Origin of the sequence: Methylobacillus methanolivorans (genome assembly GCF_044751345.1) — a bacterium.
GTDB classification, from domain to species: Bacteria; Pseudomonadota; Gammaproteobacteria; order Burkholderiales; family Methylophilaceae; genus Methylobacillus; species Methylobacillus methanolivorans.
In genome coordinates this window covers 1-1,889 of the sequence record NZ_JBIWXY010000006.1, presented here as the reverse complement: position 1 = coordinate 1,889, position 1,889 = coordinate 1, and the positions used below count along the sequence as shown (strand labels likewise).

2 protein-coding genes and 1 pseudogene are annotated in these 1,889 nt (G+C 59.3%); 2 read left to right on the top strand and 1 reads right to left on the bottom strand.

Features of this window, described 5'->3' with window-relative positions:
* Positions 1 to 35 precede the first annotated feature (35 nt).
* A complete protein-coding gene (locus ACIKP9_RS13480) occupies positions 36 to 257 on the bottom strand; it encodes a hypothetical protein (protein WP_400883951.1) in 222 nt (73 codons plus the stop codon).
* Between the two features lie 75 nt (positions 258 to 332).
* Between ACIKP9_RS13480 and ACIKP9_RS13475 the strand changes: the two genes are divergently transcribed.
* Both ACIKP9_RS13475 and ACIKP9_RS13470 read left to right on the top strand, forming a co-directional pair.
* Positions 333 to 926, top strand: coding sequence for a hypothetical protein (locus ACIKP9_RS13475; protein WP_400883949.1), 594 nt, complete (start codon positions 333 to 335; stop codon positions 924 to 926).
* Positions 877 to 1,634, top strand: a pseudogene (locus ACIKP9_RS13470) (IS5 family transposase). The gene ACIKP9_RS13475 and the pseudogene ACIKP9_RS13470 overlap by 50 nt, the downstream one beginning before the upstream one ends.
* Positions 1,635 to 1,889: the final 255 nt, after the last annotated feature.

Below are 1,889 nucleotides of genomic sequence, written 5' to 3'. Positions count from 1 at the left end.
GGAAGCATGCGTTGACCTTAACTCGGAAACCTGAGCTAGACTGCGATTAATTTCAAACGCGGCCCAATCGACGGCGATCGCCCATGAGCAACAAAGGCACAACCCCCAAATCGGCTCGTAACGAAGCCGAGATATTCGACGATCTGCGAGAGCTTTGCTGTTCCACAGGATATATTCACGCCATCGCATACTTCTGTTGGCGCGACAACCTTATACAATTCGCTGGCGATCAAATCACCTGCGGCGATATCCAGCATCAACACTCCCATGAACGACTTCTTACGTCCGAAATTTCGACACTTATAGGCCTAATGGCGAAGGGGGACATCAACATGAGCATCCCGCCGCCAAAAACCTTTCAATACTACGTCAAGCGGTCAGAGGAACTGCTGCATGAAATGCACATTAGCCTCCAGAAGCCCTGGCTGGCTGCGTTTGAAGCAATGGCGGGCAATTCAAGCAAAGCGAGTAAACTCGACCTCTTTGGTACCGCTGACGGACTGAGAGAGCCCATCTTCTACAGCGGTGAGTCGGCCTACAATTTTCAGTATGAAGAATTATCGCCTCGAAAATACAGAGCGGACGACGACTGGCTTAGATCGCATGCCGGGTTCACGATTGACGAGGCCTGTGTCGTTGTTAGATGTATCGGCAGTTTACAGATAAGGAACCTACTAAATCTCCGCGAGGAGATGCTTAAGATCCATCCAGATTATTGGACCTTCCTTCCGGGCTTCGTGTTTTCTGTTCAAGATTTAGCGGGACAGACGGGCATATCTTCGAAAAAAATAGAGCGCGTTCTAGGGCCCGGACCCATTAAGGGGTTTGCAGATCGAGCGAAGCGTGATTCAGAGGCGTCCTCGAGGGAGAACGCCGATGGGATCGGACTGCTTCTGGCTGACGGACGAGCAGTTCGCGCGTCTTGAGCCGCATCTGCCGACGAAGACGCGCGGCGTTGCTCGTGTCGACGACCGGCGGGTGATCAGCGGCATCGTGCACGTGCTGAGGTCGGGCGGCCGCTGGGCCGACGCTCCGGCCGTCTACGGACCGCGCAAGACCCTCTACAACCGCTATGTCCGCTGGGCCGTCAAAGGCGTGTGGCGCAAGCTGTTCCTGACGCTTGCAGCCGAGGCCGGACCGCCGGCGCACGTCATGATCGACAGCTCAGCCGTGAAGGCCCACCGCTCAGCGGCCGGCGGTAAAGGGGGGAGCGCAACCAGGCGGTCGGGCGCTCCCGCGGAGGGCGCACCACCAAGATCCACGCGCTCACGGATCGACAAGGCCGGCCGATCGCCTTCCTGCTGACCGGCGGCCAGGTCGCGAACTGCTCGGCCTGAGCGACGCTGCTGGCCGAACTTCCCGCCGCCCGGATGCTTCACGGCGACAAAGGCTACGACAGCGACGCCATCCGCCGTCAGGCCGAAGCCGCCGGCGTCACGCCCAACATCCCGCCGAAGTCCAACCGCCGCTGGAAGCCCTGCTTCTCGCCGGTTCTCTACCGCGACCGCAACGCCATCGAGCGCATGTTCTGCCGCCTCAAAGACTTCCGACGCGTCGCAACCCGCTACGACCGTAACGCCACCAGCTTCCTCGCCGCCGTCCACATCGCCGCGATCGTCAGCTACTGGTTATGAGTCTCGGCCCTAAGGGGCCCACTCCACGCTCGGACGGGACCTTCCCGTTCGTACGCCTGGCGGCCACGCGGCCGATGATCGTCGCCCCCGCTGCGGACGAACCTCCTCGAGGCCCGGCTCATTGGCGCGAGTAGCAAAGCGCATCATCGAAAAAGTGCGTCAGACCCAAAGTTCAGCGCCGATTGACACCTCATTATCTTTAAAATCGTCATAGATGTACGAGAAGCGTTGTCTCAGCCACCAGTCCGTCCCGAG

Bases quoted from the DNA above. Each gene is read 5' to 3' on its own strand.
- ACIKP9_RS13480 (WP_400883951.1), bottom strand. From the start codon at position 257: ATGCTGGATATCGCCGCAGGTGATTTGATCGCCAGCGAATTGTATAAG.
- ACIKP9_RS13475 (WP_400883949.1), top strand. From the start codon at position 333: ATGAGCATCCCGCCGCCAAAAACCTTTCAATACTACGTCAAGCGGTCA.